Raw genomic sequence first — 21497 nt, forward strand, 5'->3', positions numbered from 1 at the left:
CGATCCGACATGACGGAGGGGTCTATGACGACTCCAATAGCTGACACCGCGACCACGGGACGGACAACCGTAGACCGCAGGACGTTTCTCACGACCGCCGCCGCCGCGGGTCTGACCGCGGCGGCAGGCATCGAGGGAATCCTGGCCGCCGGCCGGGCGCCGGCCTTCGCCCAGGGCACCAAGCTTCACATCGTCCGGTGGGTGGACTTCATCCCCGAGGCCGACCTCGAGCTGAAGCGCCAGGCGCCCGAGGCCTCCAAGGCTCTCGGCGCCGAGGTCACCTTCGAGTTCATCAACGCCAACGATCTCCAGGCACGGATCACCGCCGCCATCCAGTCCGGCAGCGGCGCCGACATCATCCAGATGCTCTGGAACTGGCCGCAGCTCTACGCCAATGGCCTGGTGGACGTGTCCGACGTCGCCGAGCCCATCGGCAAAGCCCAGGGCGGCTACTACGACGTGTTCAACAATACCGCGAGGGTCGGCGGGCGGTGGCTGGCGGTCCCGCACGGCACCGGCGGGAATGCCATCGCCTACCGTCGGTCGTGGCACGCGGAGATCGGGGTCAAGGAGTTCCCGAATACCTGGGACGAGTGGCGCGAGGTGGGCAAAAAGCTCAAGGCCAAGGGCAAGCCGGTGGGCCAGGCGCTCGGCCACAGCTTCGGCGACCCGCCGACCTTCGCGTATCCGCTCCTCTGGGACTTCGGCGGCGCCGAGGTTGACACGACCGGAAAGAAGGTCGTGATCAACAGCAAGGGCGCCATCGAATCGGTGAAGTTCATGCAGGCCTTCTGGAAGGACGCCTGCGACGAGGGCGGGCTTGCCTGGGACGATACCAACAACAACCGCGCCTTCCACTCCGGCGACATCTCGGCGACACTCAATGGCGCCTCCATCTACATCGTGGCCAAGCGACAGAAGGACAAGCTCAAGGACGAGAAGGGCGAGCCCCTCTTCCAGGACATCGAGCACGCGGCCCTGCTCCCGAAGGGACCGGCCGGGCAGTTCGCCCTCTACGGCGCCTTTCAGCACTCCGTCATGAAGTACTCGAAGAACCAGAAGCTCGCCAAGGATCTCCTCAGGTGGATGCACCAGAAGGAAAACTACGGGAAGTGGTTCGAGGTCAACGAGGGGTATACCGTCGGCGCCACCAAGGTCTGGGAGGAGGACCCGATGTGGAGCCGGATCGACAAGCCCCTGCAGATCTTCCGGCAGGCGGCGCGCCAGACGCGGATGTTGGGCTATCCAGGCCCGGCATCGGCCAAGGCCACGGAGTCCTACACGAAGTACATCATCGTGGACATGTACGCCAAGGCCGTCCAGGGCATGAAGGCCGAGGACGCCGTGAAGTGGGCCGAAGGCGAGCTCAAGAAGATCTACGAGGCCTGATAGCTATCTCTACACTACGGAGGGTCCATGACGACTCCAACAGCTGACAACGCAGCCACAGGACGGACGACCGTAGACCGCCGGACATTTATCAAGACGGCGGGCCTCACGGCGTCCGCCGCCGCGGGACTGACCGCGGCGGCGGGCATCGAGGGCATCCTGGCCGCGCGCCGCGCGCCGGCCTTCGCCCAGGGCACGCGGCTCAACATCCTCCGCTGGGTGGACTTCATCCCGGCCTGCGACGTGGAGCTGAAGCGCCAGGCGCCCGAGGCCTCCAAGGCGCTCGGCGCCGAGGTGGTTTTCGAGTTCATCAACGGCAACGACCTCCAGCCGCGGATCACGGCCGCCATGCAGTCGGGGGCGGGACCGGACATCATCATGATGCTGCACAACTGGCCGCACCTCTACCAGAACGGCCTCGTGGACGTGACCGATCTGGGTGATTGGCAGGGCAAGGAGCAGGGCGGCTACTACGCCCAGTCCGAGGCGGCTGCCAAGGACGGCAAGCGCTGGCTCGCCCTGCCCCACGGCATCGTGGGGCTGCAGTTCGCCTACCGGAAGTCGTGGTTCGACGAGGTGGGCCAGACCTCGTGGCCGAAGACCCTCGACGAGCTGCGCCAGGTCGGGATGAAGCTCAAGAAGAAGGGCCATCCTCTCGGCCAGACGCTCGGCCACACCTTCGGCGACGCTCCGGCCTGGTCCTACCCGCTCACCTGGGGTTTCGGCGGCGCGGAAGTGGACAGAACCGGCAAGAAAGTCGTGCTGAACAGCAAGGAGACCGTCGAGGCGGTCAAGTTCATGCAGGCCTACTGGAAGGACGCCTGCGACGAAGGCGGCTTCGCCTGGGACGACACGAGCAACAATCGCGCGTTCCTCTCGGGCGAAATCGCGGCGACTCTCAACGGCGCGAGCATCTACATCGCGGCCAAGCGGGGCCAGGACAAGATCAAGGACGAGAAGGGCGAGGCCATGGTCAAGGACATCCAGCACGGGCCCATCCCGAACGGGCCGGCCGGGACGTGGGCGTACCACGTCGCCTTCTCGCACGCCGTCATGAAGTACGGGAAGAACCCCAACCTTGCCAAGGACTTGCTCAAGTGGATGCATGGTAAGGACCAGTTCGGCAAGTGGTTCCTCGTCGCCGACGGCTTCTCGGTCGGCTCGACGAAGTACTGGGAACAGAGTCCGATGTGGAATACCATCGACGCGCCGATGAAGATCTATCGCCAGGCCGCCGCCGCCTCGCGGATGATCGGCTACGCCGGGCCGCCGTCGGCCAAGGCGACGGAGGTCTACTCGAAGTACATCCTGACCGACATGTACGCCAAGGCCTGCCAGGGCACCAAGGCCGAGGACGCCGTAGCGTGGGCGTCCGGCGAGCTGGGAAAGATCTACGGATAACGAAGTGAAGAAGCCCATCGCCGGCGGATCGGGCAGCGCGGCCGGAATCGCGGCCGCGCTGCCCCACGCCGAGGCGTCGCGCCCCGGGCGGATGACCCGGTGGCTCGAGAGCGAGCGCCTCCTGGCGACACTCCTGCTGGCGCCGGCGGTGCTCCTGCTCGGCCTCTTCATCGCCTACCCGTTCGTGATGGGCGTGTGGCTGTCAATGTCAAACGTCAGCGTGGGCAATCCGGGCGAGTTCGTCTGGTTCCGCAACTTCATCAAGGCCTGGAACGATTCGATCTTCCGGACCGCATTCGGGAACACGGTCTTCTACACGTTCTGGGCGACCATCTTCAAGCTGGCGCTCGGGATGTGGCTGGCGCTCCTCCTCAACCGGCACTTCCGGGGCAAGCGGATCGTGCGGGCCGGCATGCTCCTGCCCTTCATCGTGCCGACCGTGCTCAGCACCTTCGCGTGGCGCTGGATGTTCGACCCGACGTTCAGCGTGCTCAACTGGATGCTCTACCAGGGCGGCTTCATCACCACCAAGCTGCCCTTCCTCTCCGACGGCACCTACGGCATGTGGTGCGCCATCGTGGTCAACACGTGGCGCGGCATGCCCTTCTTCGCCATCACGCTGCTGGCCGGGCTGCAGACCATCAGCCCCGATCTCCAGGAGGCCGCCTCGCTCGACGGGGCCAACGGCTGGTACCGGTTCTGGCACGTCACCTGGCCGCTCCTCAAGCCCGTGACCGTGGTCGTCGTGGTGTTCTCGATCATTCAGACCTTCTCCGACTTCCAGCTGATCTACGTCCTGACGGGCGGCGGCCCGGCCAACGCCACGCACCTCCTGGCAACCTACGCCTACCAGATCGGCATCGCCACGGGGCTCCTGGGCGAGGGCGCCGCGATCTCGCTCTTCATGTTGCCGGTCCTCTTCATCGTGGTCTGGCTGCAGCTCCGCTACCTCCGCCGCCTGGAAGGGGCGTAGCGCGTGGTCATTGAACGCCGCTGGAAGCGGTGGGTGTACTTCTACATTCCGCTCACGGTCTTCGTGATCGGGACGCTCTTCCCCTTCTACTGGATGCTGATCACGGCCATTCGCCCCGATTCCGAACTCTACCGCTCCTGGCGGGCGGTCAACAACGCGCCCTTCTGGACGCTGCACCCGACGCTCGAGCACTTCCAGGACCTCTTCGCCAAGACCACGTTCCCGCGCTGGCTCTGGAACACGTTCTTCATCGCCTGCGCCTCCACGGCCATCTCGCTTTTCTGCGGGCTCCTGGCCGGCTACGCGCTCGGGCGCCTCAAGTTTCCGCTGGCCGGCACGATCGGCACCTCCATCTTCGTCACCTACCTCGTGCCGCCGACGCTCCTCTTCATCCCGCTGGCGAACATCATTCGCGCCTTCCAGCTCGGCGACACGCCGTGGGCGCTCATCCTGACCTACCCGACCTTCCTGATCCCCTTCTGCACCTGGCTGCTCATGGGCTACTTCAAGACCATTCCGAAGGAGCTGGAGGAGTGCGCGCGCATCGACGGCGCGACGCGCTTCGGGGCCATGATCCGAATCATCTTCCCGATCGCCGTTCCCGGCATCCTCTCGGCGGGGATCTTCGCCTTCACGCTGTCGTGGAACGAGTTCATCTACGCGCTCGTCTTCCTCTCCTCGCCCGAGAAGAAGACGGTCCCGGTCGGCGTGGTCTCGGAGCTGATCCGCGGGGACATCTACTTTTGGGGCCAGCTCATGGCGGGGGCCCTGCTGGGCTCCATCCCCGTCGCCGTCGTCTACTCCTTCTTCGTCGAGTACTACGTGACGGGCCTGACCGGCTCCGTCAAGGGGTAGCCACCACCCGAGGGAGGACTCGCAGGGCGCGGCGTCAGGCCCGGTGGGGGGGGCCTGGGGGAGGAGCGGCGGTCGCTCCCCCCCAGAACATAACTATGCTAGTATCCGCCGCGCGGGGGGTGTTGGCCTCCCGGGCGGGTGTCCGACTCTCAAGAATGAAAGAGGTCGCCCATGGCGCAGGTAATTCTCAAGGAACTGAACAAGAAGTACGACGAAGTGCACGCCGTCAAGGACGTCAACCTGACGATCCGGGACAAGGAGTTCATGGTCCTGGTCGGGCCGTCGGGCTGCGGCAAGACCACGACGCTCCGCATGGTCGCCGGGCTGGAGGAGATCACCTCCGGTGAGATCGCCATCGGCGACCGGGTCGTCAACGACCTGCCGCCCAAGGACCGCGACATCGCCATGGTGTTCCAGAACTACGCGCTCTACCCGCACATGAGCGTGTACGACAACATGGCCTTCGGCCTCAAGATGCGGAAGTTCCCGAAGCCCGAGATCCAGAAGCGCGTCCAGGACGCCGCTGAGATCCTCGGCATCCAGGAGCTGCTCAAGCGCAAGCCGCGCCAGCTCTCGGGCGGCCAGCGCCAGCGCGTCGCCGTGGGGCGCGCCATCGTGCGGCACCCGCAGGTGTTTCTCTTCGACGAGCCGCTGTCGAACCTCGACGCCAAGCTGCGCGTGCAGATGCGCGTCGAGCTCAAGCGGCTCCACGAACGCCTCGAGACCACCGCGATCTACGTCACCCACGACCAGGTCGAAGCCATGACCCTCGGCAGCCGGGTCGTCGTGATGAAGGACGGCTGGGTCCAGCAGGTGGGCGAGCCCATGGAGATCTATGCCAAGCCCCTGAACAAGTTCGTCGCGGGCTTCATCGGATCGCCGTCCATGAACTTCATCCCCGTCACGCTGACCGACGGCAGCGGCGCGCTCTTTGCCGAGGCCGCCGGCATCAAGATCAAGGTGCCGCCCCAGAAGGCGCAGAGCTTGATGCCCTACAAGGGCCAGTCCGTGACGCTCGGCGTCCGCCCGGAGGACCTGCGCGTCGGCGCGAGCTCGGACTCGGCCGACCTCTCCTTCGAGGCCGTGGTCGAGGTCGTGGAGCCGCTGGGCGCCGAGATCCTGCTCGACACCAAGGCGGCGGGGCAGCAGATCGTGGCCCGCGTCGAGCCCTCGGTCAAGACGCGCTCACACGAGAAGATTCGACTGACCTTCATTCCCGACCGCATCCACTTCTTCGACGCCAAGACGGAGCAGGTAATCAAGTAAGGATGAGGGCTCCTGCCCTCATCCTCATCCTCCTCTTCCTCCTCATCCTGACGGCCTCGGTCGCGAGCGCGGCCGAGCCCCTCGTCATCGGTGAGATCAACCCTCTGACGGGCGCGCTGGCGCTCCAGGGAACCAGTGTTCACCAGGGCATCGCGCTCGCCATCGAGGAGCAGAACGCACGGGGGGGCGTCGGCGGCCGATCGATCGCGCTCCTGTCCCGGGACGACGAGGGCAGGCCGGAACGGGCCCTCGCGGCCGCCGAGGAGCTGACCGGCCGCCGCGGCGCCGTCGCCCTGGTGGGCGGGTACGTCGACAGCCTCGTCGGGCCCATCGCCGAGGTGGCGGATCGCGCGCGCGTCCCCTACCTCGCCACGGCCTCCCTCGACGAGCGCCTCACCGAGCGGGGCAACCGGTACTTCTTCCGGATCTCAAGTCTCTCATCCTATGTGCGCGTCACGACCGGCATCACGCTGGACACCCTGAAGGCCGACAACGTCGCCATCCTGTACTCGCACACCCCGGGGGCGTCCCAGCTCGCCCGGCGCCAGAAGGAGGCGCTCGAGAAGGCGGGCGTTCGAGTGTCTGTCTACGAGCCTTTCGCTCCCGGGCTGTCGGACTTCACTTCCTTCCTGATCCGGATACGTGAGCAAGGGGCCCAGGTGCTCCTGTCCGATACCTTCTTCGCCGACCACCTGCTCCTTGTGCGCCAGATGGCGCAGGCGGGGATCACGGTGCGGGCGTTCCTCGGCGCCTTCGGCATGGAGTTCCCCAGCGTGATCCGCGAGCTGGGCTCATCGAGCGAAGGGCTGTACGGCACCACCGCCTGGCAGCTGGGAGTCCACCCGGGGGCGCAGGATGGCGAATCGCGCGCCTTCATCGATGCCTACGCCCGGCGCTTCGGAGGCGCGCCCGTGCCGCTGTCGATGCACGGCTACGCGGCCGCGCGCGTGCTGCTGGCCGCCCTCGAGGCGGTGGCGCGCGGCGGCCGGCCGGTCACGGGGGAGACGCTGCGCGATGCGCTGGCCGCTGCCGACGTGACGACGCCGCTCGGTCGCGTGAAGTTCGACAACAAGGGCGACCCGCTCTACTACGAGCGCGTGGTCGTCCAGATCCAGAACGGCCGGCACGTCGTCGTCTATCCGAAGACCCGCGCCACCGCTCCCATCCAGCTCCCCGCGCGCTAGAGGTCGGAACTGCGGTATGGTCCGGGTGACCATGAGGCGGACACAACGGCAGCGCGATATCCGGACCGCGTACCTGCTGCTGTCGCCCGCGGTCCTCCTGCTCCTGACAGTGCTGGCCTATCCCGTGGGGTGGGAGGTCTGGACGAGTCTTACCTCTCTCTCACCGCTCCAAGAGGGCGCCACGGCGTTCGTCGGGCTGCAGAACTACAGCCAGCACCTCGAGGACCCGCAGTTCTGGCGGACGGCGGCCGTGACCGTCGTCTACGCCGTGGTCACGATCGCGGCCAAGCTGGCCTTGGGGCTCGGCTTCGCCCTTCTCCTCGCCCGGCCCTTCCGGGGTCGGACCCTCGTGTTCCTGGCAATCTTCCTCCCGTGGGCGTACCCCGCGAGCGTGAGCGTGATGGGCTGGTACTGGACGCTCAACCCTCCGATTCCCACCGCCTACGCCGCCTTCATGGGCCACGTCAAGTACAGCGTGGACAGCGCGTTCGGCGGCGGCGCCTGGGTATTTGTGTCCGCCACGTTGTTCAACATCTGGCGCGGCAGCTCCTTCATCGGCGTGCTCCTGCTGGCAGGGATCAACGGGATCCCGCCGGAGCTGTTCGAGTACGCGCTCCTGGAAACGAAGAGTCCCTGGCAGCGCTTCCGGATGGTGACCATGCCGCTGCTCAAGCCGTTTCTCGCGCTGGGAGCGTTTCTCTCCCTGACGAGCGCGTTCTCGGACATCGCCAACGTCTGGATGCTCACCGCCGGCCGCATTGTCTTCCCCGTGCTCGGCACCCAGGCCTACTGGCTCGCCATCAACGGCGGACAGTTCGGGCCCGCCTCGGCGTTGTCGCTGCTGCTGGTTCCCTTCCTGCTCGGCGCCCTCCTGCTGCTGTTCCGGCTCTTCGATTCTCCGGAGCGGGAGGCCGCGTGAATCCCAGGCCCTGGTGGACGAAGCTCGGTCACCTGAGCCTGATACTGCTGGCCACGGTCTACTGTGTCTTTCCGGTCTACTTCATGCTGGTGCAGTCGCTGAAGACGGCCCAGGAGGATGTCTTCGGCAACCCGTTCATCGTCCTGCATCCGACCTTCGAGAGCTTCGAGGAGCTGTTCGAGGGCCGGGGCGAGGGTCGAGGCGTCATCGGCTCCACGCTCCGCCGCGCATACCCCTTCCTCGACTGGCTCGAGAACACCCTCTTCGTCTTTGCCGGCACGCTGGCCATCACGCTTTCGGTGAGCCTCGCCGCCGCCTATGCCCTCGGCCGGCTGCGGCCCCCGGGCTTCCGATGGTGGCGGCGCGCGATCTTCGCCACGTACGTGATTCCGCAGACGATCCTCTTCGTGCCTCTCTATCGGGTGGTGATCGTGCTCGGGCTGGACGACAGTCTCCTGGCGCTCCTCCTCGTCTACCCGACGATGGCCCTGCCCTTCTGCGTCTGGCTCCTCTCGGCCTACTTCCAGCATCTGCCGCGGGAGATCGAGGAATCGGCCCTCATCGAAGGGGCGAGCCGAGCCACGGCCTTCTTCCGGATCATCCTGCCCATGAGCCGCCCGGTCCTCGTCGCCTGCGGCATCTTTACCCTCGGCACGGCCGCGAGCGACTTCACGATCGCGTCCCTGTTCCTCATGAGCGGGCACAACCAGACCATCCCGGCCGGGCTCGGCACGATGGAGGTGGCCCTCGACGAGCTGGCGGCGGTGGCGGGGATCAATCTGATGGCTCTGCCGGTGATCCTGATCTGCGCCCTGTTCGCGCGGGGCTACGTGCGCGGCCTTACGGCAGCGATGGTCGAAGGGGTCTGAGCCCCGAATGATCAGGGGCCCGATCCAATCGGTCCTCGTTCTTCTCTTCCTCGCCCCCGCGGCGTTCGGCCAGCAGAGGGAGCCGCCGGGACAGCAGGACCCGGCCATCGTCAGGTTGCCCCCTGTGCAGGTGACGACGCCGGCGCCGGATCTGCTGCCGCGCTCGGCGACCCCGGCCCACGTCGACACGCTCACTCCGAGCGACCTCGACCGCGCCCAATCCACGGTCCTGCCCGATGCCCTCGAGCGCCTCCCCGGGGTGACGCTCCAGAACGAGCAGGGCACACCCTTTCAACCCACCCTCACGCTGCGGGGGTTCGTGGCGTCGCCCGTGACAGGCTTGCCGCAGGGGGTGAGCGTGTTCCTCGATGGAGTTCGGTTGAACGAGCCGACCGTCGAGGAGGTGAACTTCGACCTCATTCCCCTCGAGGCCATCGACCGAGTGGAGATCATTCGCGGACCGTCGGTCCTCTTCGGGCGTAACACGCTGGGCGGCGCCGTCAACCTCCTCACCCGGCGCGGCGAGGAGGTCCGGGAGATCATCCCCCAGCTGTCGGCCGGCAGCTTCGGGCGCGTGGACACGCGCTTCCGGCTCGGCGGCACGGCGCGTCCTTTCGACTATTTCCTCTCATTCACGCGGACCGCCGAAGACGGCTATCGCGACTTCACCGCGGCTACGGTGAACCGCGTCTTCGGGAAGCTTGGCTTCGAGCGCGGCGGCACCGACGTCACGGTCTCCTATCAGTGGAGCCAGGACAAGCTCAAGCAGGCGGGGTCGCTGCCCGAGAGCGAGCTCACGCGCGACCGCCGCGCGAACTTCACGGCCGGAGACTACTTCAAGCCCGAGCTGAACTTCGCGATCATCAATGCCGAGCACAGCTTCGGCGACAGCCTGACCGCGAACCTGAACGCCTTCGTGCGGGCGCTTTCCGTCACGCAGTTCAACGTGAACCTCATCACGTCGAATACGAAACTCGAGAACAACACGCTATCGACCGGAGGAGGGCTGCAGCTGAAGTACCGGAGCACGATCGCCGGCCTCCCGAGCCTCCTCGTAGGCGGCGTCGAGTACACGTGGAACCGGGTCACGAGCAAGACGCTCCAGGAGACGTCCGGCACATTCGAGACAGCGGCGGATCTTGCGGACACCCAGAATGCCTTCGCGATATACGCGCAGCATGCCCTCACGTTCTTCCGCGAGTTCGCCGGGCCCAAGTCGAGCGTCATCCTAACGATCAGCGGGCGCTACGACTGGCTGCAGCACGCCATCGACGATCGCCTGGGCGGGCCCAGCGGCAGCACGGACACGTTCTCGCGGGTCAACCCTCGCGTCGGCGTCAACGTAAACTTTGCCGAGGGCGTGGGCGCCTACGCGGCCTACGCCCAGGGATTCCGCGCGCCCGCCTTCCTCGAATTGACCTGCGCCGGTCCTGGCGCGGTCTGTCCCGGGCTGCAGGTGGGCGTCGCGCCGGACCCGCCATTGAAGGCGGTCAAGGCCCAGAGCTTCGAGGTCGGCGCCCATGCCCGCGTCGCCTCCTGGCTTCGGGCGGAGATCTCCGGGTACTGGACAGACCTTACGGATGAGATCTTCGCCGTCACACCCACCGGCACGACGGGCGTCTTCTTCCAGAACGTGGCCGCCACGCGGCGGCAAGGCGTGGAACTGGATCTCCGTGGACGGTTCGGCGGCGTCCTGGAGCCGCGCCTGAACTACGCCTTCACCCGCGCGACCTTCCAGAGCCGTGCCGAGCTCGCGACTCCGGTCCCGCCCGGCACGGAGACTGTTCAGCCGGGCGACCGGCTCCCGCTGGTTCCGGAGCACCGCATCAACCTCGGCGTAGACTATCGCCCGTGGCCGTGGCTCCAACTGACAGTCGGCGCGGGGTGGGTCAGCTCGCAGTTCCTGCGCGGCGACGAGAGCAATCGGCAGCGACCGCTCGATCCGTACTGGTTCACCCACGGCGGCGCCTCCATCCGGTGGCGCGGCCTGGAAGGGTTCGTCCAGATCAACAACGTGGCCAACGCGAAGTACGAAACGTTCGGCACGTTCGCACCCAACGGACGCGAGCCCGGGAATCCGGTGGAGCGCTTCCTGACGCCGGCGCCACCGATCAACGTCCTGGCCGGCCTCCACTACGTCTTCTAAGGTCGGCCGCCGATAAGGGCCCATCTGCTTCGTTGGCGCCCTCGCATCTGGACCCTTCTCGCCGCCCGATAGGCCCTTATCAGCGCCCGGAGATGCGGATGATTCTGTGCAGCGCGGTCTCCGCGACATAGAGCCTGCCCGCGCGGTCGAACACGATACCGCCGGGATCACCCAGCTCGCTCGCGACAGTGCTGACCTCTCCCGCCGGCGAGATCCGGAAGATCTGGCGGATCTGAAACCCGCCACAGACGAAGACGCTGCCGTCGGGTCCCATCGCCAGGCTTGTTCGATGGTAGTGCCCGGCGGGCAGCCGGGTGATGAAGCGAAGCTCGCCATCGGGCCCGAGCCTGAACACTTCCCCGACGGCATTCAGGACGATGAGATCGTCGCCAGCCGGCGTCACGCCGATCAGCCGCCACAGCGGCTCCCGGCCCGCACGGGGCGTTCCAATCTGCGGAAGGATCGGCGAGAGCAGATCGGCGCGCCGTGGAAGTGGCCCCTCCTCGTGGACATCCACGCGGAACACCACGGGGCCTCGATATCCCTCTTCCGTCAGCCAGCTGAGCGAGGGCGCCCGGGGCGTCTCGGACCGGAGATGCGTCTCCGGGCTCGCGTAGTCGAGGAAGACCAGCCGCCCGCGCGAGTCGAGGGCGATCGTGCTCCCCCCGAGGAGATGGTCCAGCCCCACCGCCATCGCATGCAGCCGCTGGTCCGCGCCGAGCCGATAGATACGGTTGCCGTTCTCCTCACCGAGGAAGAGATCCCCGCTCCTGGGATCCACCACGAGACTCCCGAACGCCGTCTTCCGCGGCTCGCCGGCGAAAGGAATCACGACCCGGGGTGCCCGCGTCGCGTCCACCGGCGTGGATCCGCGCAGGTCGATGCGGTAGATCTCGGCCGCGGCATCTCCCCGCCACCCTTGGCTCAGCACCACGAGCGCTCCCTGGGCGTCGAGGGCGAGCTGGATCGGCCGCGGAATCCCGGTCACCACGACCTCGACACGGAATCCCGCCGACACGTCGGCGCCCGCCGCCTGGCGGGGGCTCACGGCAGGCAGCCAGCCGAGACCCGCGAGGATGAGCGACACTCCCCAGGCGGCCCGCGACAAACGGCTTCTGAGCCTTGACAGAGGCGAAGAGCCTCTGCTAGCCTCCGCGTGACCCGAGGGAACGACTTGAACCGGCAACCTGCAGCTCACACTTTCTCCTGGGGAGCGCGCCGATGATCATGAAGGTTTCCATCGCTGCCGCAGCAAGCCTGCTCGTTGTCGGCCTCGCGAGCCTTCCCGCGGAAGCCCAGGCCCAAAAGCCCCCGGAGCCGAAGGGGGTCACGGTCACGGGACTGGTCAGCTCGCTCGGGGGATTCTCCGAGAGGGTGAACACGCCGCTCCTCATCACGGGAGCGACCGTGGAGCTTGAGCCGAGTGGCCAGACGGGGAGGCAGCAGTTTCGAGTGCCGACATACATCTACATCCTCGAGGGCGTGCTCACCACTGACTATGATGAGGGTCCGGCTGGCACCAAGGGGGCTCAGTACCACGCCGCGGGACAGTCCTTCATGGACAACGGTGGATGGTGGCACAATCACCTGAACAACTCGAACAAGCCGGCCAAGTACTTGATGCTCCACCTCGGCTACCCCGGTCGCCCCGATCCGATCCAGAAGCCCAGCAAGGACGAGTAGGCGGGCGAGGTGGGGCCGGCGTCGGCCCCGCCTACTTCCCGGCCCCGCCGGTGATACCCTGGATGAACTTGTCCAGGAAGAAGTTGTAGAGGATCGCTACCGGCAGTCCCACGAGCAGCGCCGCCGCCATCAGTGAGCCCCAGAAAAACACGTCCCCGCGGATCAACTCCGTCGGCACGCCCACCGGGACCGGCTTCTGGTCGCCCGGAGCGACGAAAGCGAGCCCGTACAGGAAGTCCTGCATCGAGAGCGTGAAGGCGAAGATCACCGACGTGAGGACACCCGGCAGGCTCACCGGGAGGACCACGCGGATGAGCGCGCTGAGCTGGCCGCAGCCGTCGACGCGCGCGGCCTCCTCCACCTCCATCGGCACCGTCTTGAAGAAGCCCATCATGAGCCACGTGCAGAACGGGATGGTGAAGGTCGGGTAGACGACCACGAGCGCCCACCAGGAATCCTGTAAGCCGAGCGACGCCACCACCCGCGAGAGCGGGAGGAACAGGATGATCCCCGGCACCAGATACGTCATGAAGATGGCGATCCCGATGTTCTCGGCGCCGGGCAGCCTGAGTCGCGCGAGGGCGTATCCCGCCGGCACGGCGGTCAGAAGGGTGATGAGCGCGACCCACGCTGAGATCGTCAAGGTGTTGACGATCCAGTGGCCGTAGTTCGTCTGGTAGAACAGGATCTCGAAGTTCTTCAGCGTCGGCGGCAGGTTGAACCAGAAGGGGATGTTGTCCATCCGGTAGAGGTCGGACTCGTGCTTGAACGCCGTGATCGCCATCCAGTAGATGGGAAAGACGGCGATGAAGAGGAACGGCGTCATGCCCGCGTAGAGGAGCAGGTGGCGCCGGATCTCCTTCTGTCGATGCGTGCGGGTCTCGGCCGCGGTCCTCACCAATCCCTCCGCTTCAGGTTCCGGAGCATCAGGAAGAGCGCGGGGAAGAGCAGCGGCACCAGGACGAGCGCGATCGCCGCGCCCCGGCCGAGGGCGCCCGCCTGGATGCCGATCTGGTAGGCGAGCACCGGCAGGATCTGGGTCGCGCTGCCGGGACCGCCCTGGGTCAGGAGGTACACGACGCTCAGGTCGGACAGCGTGAAGACCGTGTCAAACAGGAAGCCGATGATCAGGATCGGGAAGATCATCGGCGCGACAACGTGTCGGAACCGCTGGAAAAAGGTGCAGCCGTCGACCCTGGCGGCGTCGAGCACCTCCGTCGGCACCGAGGTGAACCCCGCGAGGAGGACGATCGCCCCGAAGGGGAAAGACCGCCAGACGTTGACGCCGATGCAGGCGAGGAGTGCTAACTGTGGCTGGCCGAGCCAGATGGGCCAGCTCTCCGATCCGTAGGGACCGATGAGCCCCACCCTGTGCAAGCCCCAGTTGATCACGCTGAACTGCGAGTCGTACATCCACTTCCACGACAGCACGCTGACCGAGATGGGGAGCGTGAACGGGATGACGACGAGCGCACGCACGACCTTCTTCCCGCTGAAGTTCTGGAGCAGGAGGAAGGCGAGGCTCGTGCCCAGGAGGCTCTTGAAGACGGCCGCGACGACCAGGAACACGATGCTGTTGCGGAGGGCGTCCCAGAACGTGTCCATCTCCATGGCGGCGCGGAAGTTCTCGAAGCCAACGAAGCGGGCCACGGGATCGCCCACGTTGGCGTCGCTCAAGGCCAGATAGAGCGAGAAGAGGAAGGGGATGCCGACAAGGAGCAGGACGTAGAGGACCGCGGGAGCCAGCAGCATGTAGCCGAAGGCCAGGCGCCGGCTGGTGTTCGTCCGCCAACGGGCGGCGATGCTGCTCCGCCAGGAGACGGGCTGGGCGGCGGCCCTCGTCGTCGACTCCGAGCCGCCGCCCAGCGAGACCGTCATGCGCGCTTGTGTTTGGCGAAGATCCGGCGGTACTCGCCGACCCCCCACTTCACCGCGTCGTCGGCCGACGTCCCGCGCGCGACCCGGGTGAAGATGTCGGGGAGCACGAACAGACTGGCCACCTCCTGGATCTGAGGCGAGTACGGCCCGGGATACCCGAAGAAGGCGATGATCTTCGGGAAGTCCTGGAGAACCTGCATCTTCGGGTCCGTACCGAGGATCGGCATCGGCTTCTTGGCGTTGTCGTTCAGGAAGGGCATGTTGTAGCCGGTGCTCTGGATCATGCCCTCCTTGTCGTTGTCCACGAGGTGGACCATGAACTCCTTGGCCGCCTGCTGATTCTTCGAGAATTTCCAGCCCAGGAAAACGATCGGCGCGCAGACGCTCACGCGCTTGCCGCCCGGCCCGGCCGGCTCTAGCGCGAGGTAGGTGTTCTTGAAGACGGCCGGGTTCGTGGACTCGGTCGTGCGGTAGGCTGAGATGGCGTCGAGGATCCAGCAGGCGATGCCGGAGGCAAGGAAGCGGTTGTCCGAGGCGTCGTCCCAGGAGAAGACCTCCGGCGTCATGCCCTCGTCGAACATCGCCTTGGCGAAGCGGAGGGCCTCGCGCATCTCTTTCGAGTCGATGGTGGGATTGTCCCCGGAGGGGTCGGTCTCTGTCGCTCCGAAGCTGAACATCAACGAACGCCAGTTGAGGTTCGCGTCGTTGCAGTGGGAGAACGCCATGCCGGTCGGGTTGCCCTTGGCCTTGAGCGTGCGCCCCGCCACCCGCGCCAGCTCCCAGGTGTCGGGCGGCTTCAGACCGCTCGCCTCGAACAGGTCCTTCCGCCAGATCATGGGGAGCAGGATGTAGTACATCGGGATACCGTAGATCCGGCCGTCCACCTCGATGGGCGACTTCGCTGCCGGTATCCACCCCCCGTACTTCTTGCCGAGCTGATCGAAGATGTCCGTCATGTCGACCAGCGACTTGTAGTAGAGCCTGGCAAGGATGGTCGAGTTGTTGAGGATGAGGTCGTGCCCGGAGCCCGCGGCGTATTCGGCGGCCATCCGCGCCGGGATCTCGAGGTGGGGAATGTGGTCCACGCGCACCTTGACACCGTTCTGGTCACCCCACTGGGCGGCGAACTTGTCGAACCAGACGTCATAGGCGGGGATGTAATGGCTCCAGGTGAGAATGCGCAGCGTGCTGCCCTTGATCTGCGCGGGCGCCTTGCGCGCGTCGAGCATGGTCAGGAGCGAGCCTCCCGCCACGCCGGCCCCGGCGACCTTGAGGAAGCGGCGGCGGCTGGCCGAGGCGGGGTCCGTCTGGGTTGGTCGTAGGTCACTCATCGCTTGACCTCCTTAAAAAGGGGCGGGAATGGACCGCTGGTATCTCTTGGCGCATCGCGTAGAGCCCAGGCTTCTCCGTGTGAGCAGCTGCGGACAGCGTACAGCCATGAGCGCCTAATAGCGCCCTCGCCGTGCTCTTGTCAAGGCGGATTTGGGACCGGGGGTCCGCGAGCACCCCTCGGCTGAGACCTGCGTCCCCGCCAGCCGGCGGGTGGCGCCGGCTGCGCCGGGTTCAGGTAGGGTAAGATCGTGAGCGCCGACGGCGGATCCCGGAGCAGTCTTGTGCGAGTAGACGGCTGCGATCTCTGCCGCGCCGCCCGCCTGACCCCCTGGTACCACGAGGACGAGATCTGCTGGATCGCCGAGTGCGAGATCTGCGAGGTGCCTATGGTTGTTTGGCGCTACCACGGCTTAGCACCTCCCGACGGGCACCTGGCGCACATGCAGGAGCGCCTGCGGGAGGTCGCGACCGCCGAGCTGGGCGAGTTCTACTTGGACGACCACATGCGGAACATCCCCGACCACTGGCACGCCCACGCGCGTCCAAAGGGAGGCTTCTTCGGCCGCGGCCGGTAACGGCGGCGCCAGCGGGGAGGCTGACGCCGCCGGAGGGACGCGCGGGCGTTACTTGTCGGCGGTCCGGATGGCGACCGGGCCGCCGTTCATCTTGACGCGCTGGCCGGTGGCGCGCAGCCTCGAGCCGTTCCACTCGAAGACCCAGTAGTCCTTCTCGACCATGTTGCCGACCAGGATCGTCTTGCCGTCGGTCGAGAACACCGCGCCCTGCGGCCAGTGGCCGATGGGAGCCTCGGCCACGCGCGACAGGGTCTTGCCCGTCACGCGGACCATGACGAGCTTGCCGGCGTCGTTGTAGAAGGGCGACTCCTTGGCCCGGTTGCTCCCGTTTTGGACGACGACGGCAACGACGGAGCCGTCCGGAGAGATCTTGAGACCCTCGGCGGTCGATCCGAGGACGCCGATGGTGTCAACGACGCGCGGGGGCTTCGCGGTCAGGTCGATGAGGCTGACGCTGTCGTTGTCGCCGGTGGCCGACCCCGCGAGGCTGCCGACAACGGCAAAGTCGCCGCTGGAGACGATGTCGAGCACGATGGGGCGGACGCCAGCGATCATGTCGCGCTTGGTGTACTCGACCTTGGTCCCGTCGATCGACAGGATCGAGATGCGGTTGTCATTGCTGCGCGAGACGAGGGCGGTCTTGCCGTCGGGCGTGATCGCCACCATGCCGCCGCCGGCCTTCTCGCCGCCGACCTCGACGGTCCCGACCGGCGTCACCCGCTTGCCTTGGATCGCGAAGACGGACACGGTGCCGTCGACGATATTCGAGACGAGGGCGAGCGTCCCCTGCCGGTTGATCGCGATCCCCGCCGCGGCCTTGCCGGCCTCCAGCGTGGCGATGACCCTGGGCGGGCTCGCCTTGAGATCGATGACCGACAGCCGGTTGTCCGGGACCTGCTTGGTGGGGTCGCTCGGGTCGACCTTGTTCGAGGCGGTGACCAGCGCCAGGCTCTCGTCCGGCGTGATCGCCACGCTGAGCGGCGGGCCCACGACACTGTTCGGCGCCTGGACCTCGGCGATGACCCGGGGCGGGCTGGCGTTGAGGTCGATGATCGCCACCGTGTCGGGCGGCGGGTTCGGCACGACCTTCACGGTGCCGTTGACGTTGACGACCTTGTTGTCGTTGGCCGAGACGGCGATCTGCGCCTCGGCCGCGGGCGCAAGCCCGACTCCGACCACGAGCGCGGCGGCGGCGGCGACGCCTTTCAGACGTGTCATGGTGCCCTCCCCTGTGTGTAAAGGACCGACTTGAGCGGGTGCGCTGCGTGTAGCACGCGTCGGCGCGAAGTGTCAATGCTCAGTGCGGCAGAGCCCTGCCGGCACGCGGTGGGGAATGCGGCCCTTGACAAGCACCCCGGGGGACGATACAAGTGCGCCACCATTCCACCGCTTTGGAGGGGGTGAGAGACGCTACTGGCCTGGTTCTCACGCTGCCGACCCGATCTCCCAATGCCACAAGGGGGGCCCCGGATGAAGACGACCGATCGACGTGTCCCGACCCGACGCCAGTTCCTCGCCACGACCGCCGGCGCGACCGCCGGGATGGCCTCCTGGCTCGCCCTCGGCAAGGCGCCTGCCCACGCCCAGAAGCGCGAGCTGACCTTCCTCTCCTGGAACCACTTCGTCCCGGCCTCCGACGATGAGCTCCGCAAGCAGGCGGAGGCCTTCGGCAAGGCCAACAACTGCACCGTGCGGGTGGATACCATGGCGCATCTGCAGATGCCATCCAAGATCGCGGCCGAGGCCCAGTCCCAATCGGGCCACGATATGTACAGGACTGCCAGCGCCGACCCCTTCCTCTACGAGAATCTCCTCATCACCATGGACGATGTGGTCGAGAAGGTCGGCAAGCAGGGCGGCGGCTGGTACAGCTTCGCGGCGGAGAGCTGCCAGACCAAGTCCGGCTGGAAGGCCATCCCCTGGTTCTGGGTCTCGTTCCCGGGCACCTACAACATGGCCCACTTCAAAAAGGCCGGGTTCGAGCATCCCCCGAAAACATGGGACGAGCTTCTCAAGCAGGGCAAGGTGCTCAAGAAGCAGGGCAACCCGGTCGGTATCCCCATCAGCCATTGCTCTGACGCGCACTCCACGTACTGGTCCGTCGCGTGGTCCCAGGGCGCCAAGGTGCTCGAAGCGGACGGCAAGACGCCCGGCATCGTCTCCGACAAGACCGCGCAGGTCATCGAGTGGTACAAGGATCTCTATACGAATGCGATGGAGCCGGAGGTTCTCTCCTGGGACGATGCCGGCAACAACCGCTTCATCCTCTCCGGCAAGGGCTCGTGGATCCACAACCCGATCAGCCCGTACAATGCCGCGCTCGCCAACAAGCAGCCCATCGCCGACGACATCAACCACCACAACAGCCCCGGGGGGCCGGCGGGCATCCACTCGGCGCCGCCGAACCTGAGCATGGGCATCTGGAAGTTCTCGAAGAACCAGGAGCTGGCCAAGGAGTTCATCGTCTACCTCTTCCAGAAGCAGAACTTCGATGCGTGGATCGTGGCGTCGAACGCCTTCAACCACCCGCCGCTCAAGAACCTCGCCGACCATCCGATCTGGGCGCGGAATCCCAAGTTCGCCATGCTGCCCAAGGAGGCCGAGTACGCGCACCCGCGCGGCTGGCCGGCCAAGCCCAGCGAGGCCGTGCAGCGCATCGACGACAACTACATCATGGCCGACATGGTCGCCAAGGCGGTCAACGGCATGCCGACCAAGCGCGCCATGGACTGGGCGCAGGAGCAAATCGCGCTCGCCGTCAAGGGACAGCTCAAGGTCCAGTAGCATGGCCGTTGGTCCCCGCGTTCTGGAGGCGGCCGGGCTCCGGGAGCCCGGCCGTCGCACCCGTCTCCGCGAGTGGTGGGAGCAGGAGCACATCTTCGGCTACGGCCTCATCGTTCCGGCGATCGTGCTGCTGGTCACGCTCGTTGGCTTCCCGTTCGGGATGGCGATATGGTTCAGCCTCTCGGACTACTGGGTCGGGTCGCCCGGCGGCTTCGTGGGCCTCACGAACTACCGGGACATCCTCGGCAACGAGACCTTCCGCCAGACCGTCCAGAACTCCTTCGTGTTCACGGGCATCGCCCTCACGCTCAAGATAGTTCTGGGCGTCTGGCTCGCAATGCTCCTGGCTCGCAACCTCAGTTTCAAGCGCGTGATCCGCGGCATCGTGCTGCTGCCGTTCGTCATCCCCACGGCGCTCTCGACGCTGGCGTGGCTGTGGATGTTCGACTCGCTCTACAGCGTCGTCAACTGGACCGCCATCCGGCTGCACCTGATCAGCGCGCCGGGGCCCAACTGGCTCGGGCAGTCGGCGTACGCCATGGCGGCCGTCATCACCGTCAATGTCTGGCGAGGTCTGCCCTTCTTCGCGATCGTCGTGCTGGCGGGCCTGATGACCGTGCCCCGCGAGTACCTCGAAGCCGCCGAGGTGGATGGCGCAAGCTCGTGGGGGCGCTTCTGGCATGTGACGCTGCCCCTGATCAGGCCCGTGCTCGCCGTCGTCATCCTCTTCTCGACGATCTTCACCTTCGCGGACTTCAATATCGTCCAGGTGCTGACGCGCGGCGGTCCGATCAACACGACCCACCTCTTCGCCACCCTCGCGTACCAGGTGGGCCTCCAGGGCGGGAACCTCGGCCAGGGCGCGGCGATCTCTCTCTTCATCTTCCCGCTGCTGGCGCTGGTTGTGTTCTTCCAGCTTCGCTACGTCCGCGAGGAATAGCCATGGCCCTGGCCGGGAGCCGCGGCGCTCGCATCCGCTCGAATATCTTCGCGTACGCCAACCTGGCGCCGTACATCTTCTTCGTGCTGTTCCCCTTCTACTTCATGGTGGTGACGTCGTTCAAGTCGAACGCCGAGCTCTACAACCTCAAGTCCATCCCCTTCTGGATCCAGAGCGGAGTGATTACGGATCACTACGCTCTCCTGTTCCAAAAGACCGACTTCGTCGCCTGGATGAAGAACAGCCTGCTGGTCGCCACCGTGGCGACGACCGTCTCCCTGGTCATCTCGATCCTGGCCGGCTACAGCCTGGCGCGCCTGCGCTTCCGCGGCGCTGCCTCCTTCGGGACCGCCATCTTCATCACGTACCTGATCCCGCCCACCCTGCTCTTCCTTCCGCTGTCGCAGGTCGTAGTATGGCTCGGTGTCGCCGACTCCATCTCCGGGCTCATGCTCATCTACCCGACCTTCCTGGTGCCGTTCTGCACCTGGCTCCTGATGGGCTACTTCCGCACCATCCCGCGAGAGGTCGAGGAGTGCGCGCTGGTGGACGGCGCCACGCGCATGCAGACGCTGTCGAAGATCGTGCTGCCGATGGCCGTGCCCGGAATCATCTGCGCCGCGCTCTTCAGCTTCACGCTCTGCTGGAACGAATTCACGTACGCCCTGACTTTCATCTCCCAGTCGGCGAACAAGACGGCTGTGGTGGGCGTCACGTCGGACCTGATCCGCGGCGACATCTACTTCTGGGGCTCGCTCATGGCGGGGGCGCTGCTCGCGAGCATCCCGATCGTGATCGTCTACGTCCTCTTCCTCGACTACTACGTCTCCGGGCTCACGGCCGGCGCCGTGAAGGGGTAGAGCGCCCGTCCTGTCCTCGTCGTCCTTCCTCCAGGCCGCGGTCTCCGGCGCCCTCCTCGGCTGCTTCTACGCGCTCGTGGCGTCGGGCTTCGCGCTCACGCTGGGGGTCACGCGGGCGCTGAACCTGGCCCACGGCGAGATGATCGTCGTGGGCGGCTATCTCGGCTACTGGCTCTGGGCGGGCTCCGGGCTCGGGCCGCTGTGGCTCATGCCCGTGGCCGCGACCGCCCTCCTGCCGATGGGTTGGGGCATCCACGCGCTGCTCCGCAGGCTGCCCGAACCCCGGGAGCTCACGAGCCTGGCGGCGGGCTTCGCCGTGGCGCTCCTGCTCCAGGATGGGATGCGCGCGCTCTGGGGCAGCGACTACCGGCTGATCGCCGACTCTCCGTTGACCGCGAGCCTCCGTCTCGGCCCCGTCACTCTGAACCGGGGCCGTCTCGCGG

The 21497-nt window shown here is 66.5% G+C and carries 20 protein-coding genes; 15 read left to right on the forward strand and 5 right to left on the reverse strand.

All coding sequences use genetic code 11. The annotated features are described in order from the left end of the window. Positions 1-24 precede the first annotated feature (24 nt). The 9 genes from VGV06_20840 to VGV06_20880 all read left to right on the forward strand — a co-directional run bounded on the left by VGV06_20840 (position 25) and on the right by VGV06_20880 (position 11002). Positions 25-1389, forward strand: a complete 1365-nt coding sequence (locus VGV06_20840) for an extracellular solute-binding protein (GenBank protein HEV2057587.1) — start codon at positions 25-27, stop codon at positions 1387-1389. A gap of 27 nt (positions 1390-1416) precedes the next feature. Next, on the forward strand, positions 1417-2790 hold the full coding sequence (locus VGV06_20845; GenBank protein HEV2057588.1) for an extracellular solute-binding protein: 1374 nt from the start codon (positions 1417-1419) through the stop codon (positions 2788-2790). Positions 2791-2794: 4 nt separating this feature from the next. Further along, complete coding sequence (locus VGV06_20850) at positions 2795-3763, forward strand: sugar ABC transporter permease (protein HEV2057589.1); 969 nt, start codon at positions 2795-2797, stop codon at positions 3761-3763. A gap of 3 nt (positions 3764-3766) precedes the next feature. Beyond that, the gene (locus VGV06_20855; GenBank protein ID HEV2057590.1) at positions 3767-4618 is read left to right on the forward strand and encodes a carbohydrate ABC transporter permease; all 852 of its coding nucleotides are present in this window, start codon (positions 3767-3769) and stop codon (positions 4616-4618) included. A gap of 171 nt (positions 4619-4789) precedes the next feature. Further along, positions 4790-5884, forward strand: coding sequence for a sn-glycerol-3-phosphate ABC transporter ATP-binding protein UgpC (gene ugpC, locus VGV06_20860; GenBank protein HEV2057591.1), 1095 nt, complete (start codon positions 4790-4792; stop codon positions 5882-5884). Between the two features lie 2 nt (positions 5885-5886). After that, the gene (locus tag VGV06_20865) at positions 5887-7068 is read left to right on the forward strand and encodes an ABC transporter substrate-binding protein (GenBank protein ID HEV2057592.1); all 1182 of its coding nucleotides are present in this window, start codon (positions 5887-5889) and stop codon (positions 7066-7068) included. Positions 7069-7099: 31 nt separating this feature from the next. Beyond that, complete coding sequence (locus VGV06_20870) at positions 7100-7987, forward strand: sugar ABC transporter permease (GenBank protein HEV2057593.1); 888 nt, start codon at positions 7100-7102, stop codon at positions 7985-7987. After that, positions 7984-8856, forward strand: coding sequence for a carbohydrate ABC transporter permease (locus tag VGV06_20875; protein HEV2057594.1), 873 nt, complete (start codon positions 7984-7986; stop codon positions 8854-8856). Before VGV06_20870 ends, VGV06_20875 begins: the two co-directional genes overlap by 4 nt. 7 nt (positions 8857-8863) lie before the next feature. Next, on the forward strand, positions 8864-11002 hold the full coding sequence (locus VGV06_20880) for a TonB-dependent receptor (GenBank protein ID HEV2057595.1): 2139 nt from the start codon (positions 8864-8866) through the stop codon (positions 11000-11002). Between the two features lie 79 nt (positions 11003-11081). On the opposite strand, the gene VGV06_20885 is transcribed toward VGV06_20880, so the two are convergent. Continuing rightward, on the reverse strand, positions 11082-12089 hold the full coding sequence (locus tag VGV06_20885; GenBank protein ID HEV2057596.1) for a hypothetical protein: 1008 nt from the start codon (positions 12087-12089) through the stop codon (positions 11082-11084). Between the two features lie 134 nt (positions 12090-12223). Between VGV06_20885 and VGV06_20890 the strand changes: the two genes are divergently transcribed. Then, entirely contained in the window at positions 12224-12685 is a 462-nt protein-coding gene (locus VGV06_20890; GenBank protein HEV2057597.1) for a hypothetical protein, read from the forward strand. Between the two features lie 31 nt (positions 12686-12716). Here the strand turns inward: VGV06_20890 and VGV06_20895 are convergent, their stop codons facing one another. Genes VGV06_20895 through VGV06_20905 form a run of 3 tightly spaced genes read right to left on the reverse strand, consistent with a single transcriptional unit; the run spans position 12717 to position 15894 of the window. Beyond that, positions 12717-13583, reverse strand: a complete 867-nt coding sequence (locus VGV06_20895; GenBank protein HEV2057598.1) for a carbohydrate ABC transporter permease — start codon at positions 13581-13583, stop codon at positions 12717-12719. Then, on the reverse strand, positions 13580-14563 hold the full coding sequence (locus VGV06_20900) for a sugar ABC transporter permease (protein ID HEV2057599.1): 984 nt from the start codon (positions 14561-14563) through the stop codon (positions 13580-13582). The genes VGV06_20895 and VGV06_20900 overlap by 4 nt, the downstream gene beginning before the upstream one ends. Continuing rightward, complete coding sequence (locus VGV06_20905) at positions 14560-15894, reverse strand: extracellular solute-binding protein (protein HEV2057600.1); 1335 nt, start codon at positions 15892-15894, stop codon at positions 14560-14562. The genes VGV06_20900 and VGV06_20905 overlap by 4 nt, the downstream gene beginning before the upstream one ends. 249 nt (positions 15895-16143) lie before the next feature. Here VGV06_20905 and VGV06_20910 point away from each other — a divergent pair, with 249 nt between their 5' ends. Further along, positions 16144-16470 (forward strand): hypothetical protein, encoded by a 327-nt coding sequence (locus VGV06_20910; protein ID HEV2057601.1) that lies wholly within the window; start codon positions 16144-16146, stop codon positions 16468-16470. Positions 16471-16518: 48 nt separating this feature from the next. Here VGV06_20910 and VGV06_20915 read toward each other — a convergent pair whose 3' ends face one another. After that, the gene (locus VGV06_20915; GenBank protein ID HEV2057602.1) at positions 16519-17688 is read right to left on the reverse strand and encodes a YncE family protein; all 1170 of its coding nucleotides are present in this window, start codon (positions 17686-17688) and stop codon (positions 16519-16521) included. Positions 17689-17940: 252 nt separating this feature from the next. Between VGV06_20915 and VGV06_20920 the strand changes: the two genes are divergently transcribed. The 4 genes from VGV06_20920 to VGV06_20935 all read left to right on the forward strand — a co-directional run. Then, the gene (locus VGV06_20920; GenBank protein HEV2057603.1) at positions 17941-19254 is read left to right on the forward strand and encodes an extracellular solute-binding protein; all 1314 of its coding nucleotides are present in this window, start codon (positions 17941-17943) and stop codon (positions 19252-19254) included. A gap of 1 nt (position 19255) precedes the next feature. Continuing rightward, positions 19256-20194 carry a sugar ABC transporter permease gene (locus VGV06_20925; GenBank protein ID HEV2057604.1) on the forward strand — a complete coding sequence of 313 codons (939 nt, stop codon included), beginning with the start codon at positions 19256-19258 and terminating at the stop codon, positions 20192-20194. A 2-nt stretch (positions 20195-20196) separates the two neighbouring features. Beyond that, positions 20197-21054, forward strand: a complete 858-nt coding sequence (locus VGV06_20930; GenBank protein HEV2057605.1) for a carbohydrate ABC transporter permease — start codon at positions 20197-20199, stop codon at positions 21052-21054. Positions 21055-21130: 76 nt separating this feature from the next. After that, positions 21131-21497 (forward strand): hypothetical protein (locus VGV06_20935; protein ID HEV2057606.1); only part of this gene is annotated, 367 nt, incomplete at its 3' end.

Source organism: Candidatus Methylomirabilota bacterium, from assembly GCA_035936835.1.
GTDB lineage: Bacteria > Methylomirabilota > Methylomirabilia > Rokubacteriales > CSP1-6 > AR37.

Bases quoted from the DNA above. Each gene is read 5' to 3' on its own strand.
- VGV06_20840 (HEV2057587.1), top strand. From the start codon at position 25: ATGACGACTCCAATAGCTGACACCGCGACCACGGGACGGACAACCGTA.
- VGV06_20845 (HEV2057588.1), top strand. From the start codon at position 1,417: ATGACGACTCCAACAGCTGACAACGCAGCCACAGGACGGACGACCGTA.
- ugpC (HEV2057591.1), top strand. From the start codon at position 4,790: ATGGCGCAGGTAATTCTCAAGGAACTGAACAAGAAGTACGACGAAGTG.
- VGV06_20865 (HEV2057592.1), top strand. From the start codon at position 5,887: ATGAGGGCTCCTGCCCTCATCCTCATCCTCCTCTTCCTCCTCATCCTG.
- VGV06_20870 (HEV2057593.1), top strand. From the start codon at position 7,100: ATGAGGCGGACACAACGGCAGCGCGATATCCGGACCGCGTACCTGCTG.
- VGV06_20880 (HEV2057595.1), top strand. From the start codon at position 8,864: ATGATCAGGGGCCCGATCCAATCGGTCCTCGTTCTTCTCTTCCTCGCC.
- VGV06_20890 (HEV2057597.1), top strand. From the start codon at position 12,224: ATGATCATGAAGGTTTCCATCGCTGCCGCAGCAAGCCTGCTCGTTGTC.
- VGV06_20900 (HEV2057599.1), bottom strand. From the start codon at position 14,563: ATGACGGTCTCGCTGGGCGGCGGCTCGGAGTCGACGACGAGGGCCGCC.
- VGV06_20905 (HEV2057600.1), bottom strand. From the start codon at position 15,894: ATGAGTGACCTACGACCAACCCAGACGGACCCCGCCTCGGCCAGCCGC.
- VGV06_20915 (HEV2057602.1), bottom strand. From the start codon at position 17,688: ATGACACGTCTGAAAGGCGTCGCCGCCGCCGCCGCGCTCGTGGTCGGA.
- VGV06_20920 (HEV2057603.1), top strand. From the start codon at position 17,941: ATGAAGACGACCGATCGACGTGTCCCGACCCGACGCCAGTTCCTCGCC.
- VGV06_20925 (HEV2057604.1), top strand. From the start codon at position 19,256: ATGGCCGTTGGTCCCCGCGTTCTGGAGGCGGCCGGGCTCCGGGAGCCC.
- VGV06_20930 (HEV2057605.1), top strand. From the start codon at position 20,197: ATGGCCCTGGCCGGGAGCCGCGGCGCTCGCATCCGCTCGAATATCTTC.